The organism is Clostridium sp. LS (assembly GCF_002760435.1).
Taxonomy (GTDB): domain Bacteria; phylum Bacillota; class Clostridia; order Clostridiales; family Clostridiaceae; genus Clostridium.
In genome coordinates, this window is the sequence record NZ_AUUU01000239.1 from 1 (window position 1) to 573 (window position 573).

Here is a 573-nt window from a genome sequence, read left to right on the forward strand (position 1 = left end):
AGCAGCTGATGCTCCCCCTGCAACTCCTCCAACTATTAATATTTTCTTCTTCATAATATTTGCCTCCTTCTAAACTCGTAAATTTTAATATAAATCTTTAACTATTGTAATTTTGCATATTCTCTCTTTATATTTATTAACATTCTGCTAACTAAACTTATAGCGACTAGTAAAAATTCTACAAGTTACTTCTTTTTATCTCTTATGATTATCTATTTATTTCCTTCCATGACTTTATTATATATAAATCTTTGGAAAATATAAGTGATATAGTCACACACATATTCTATAAAAAAGAGAGAATAACTAATTTCTAGTTTTCTCTCTTTCAATAATCAAAATATAAACTTTTATATAAAGTTATTTAATTGGCTTCTGTTTCTAAATTAATTATTTTAATAATATTTATATATAAATAACTTCTGACTATTTTCTTTTAGTTCCTACATATGATCCCATTCCCCCTGCAACATTAATAACATCAAAACCTTGACTTTTAAGGCTGTTACAAGCTCTTGCACTTCTTCCTCCAGATTGACACATTATGTAGTACTCTTTATTTTTATTTAAATA

At 25.7% G+C, this 573-nt stretch carries 1 protein-coding gene; it reads right to left on the reverse strand.

The window, feature by feature from the left end; translation table 11 throughout:
• Positions 1 to 426: 426 nt before the first annotated feature.
• Positions 427 to 573: rhodanese-like domain-containing protein (locus COL3_RS29465; RefSeq protein ID WP_143327585.1), on the reverse strand; the 147-nt coding region annotated here is incomplete at its 5' end.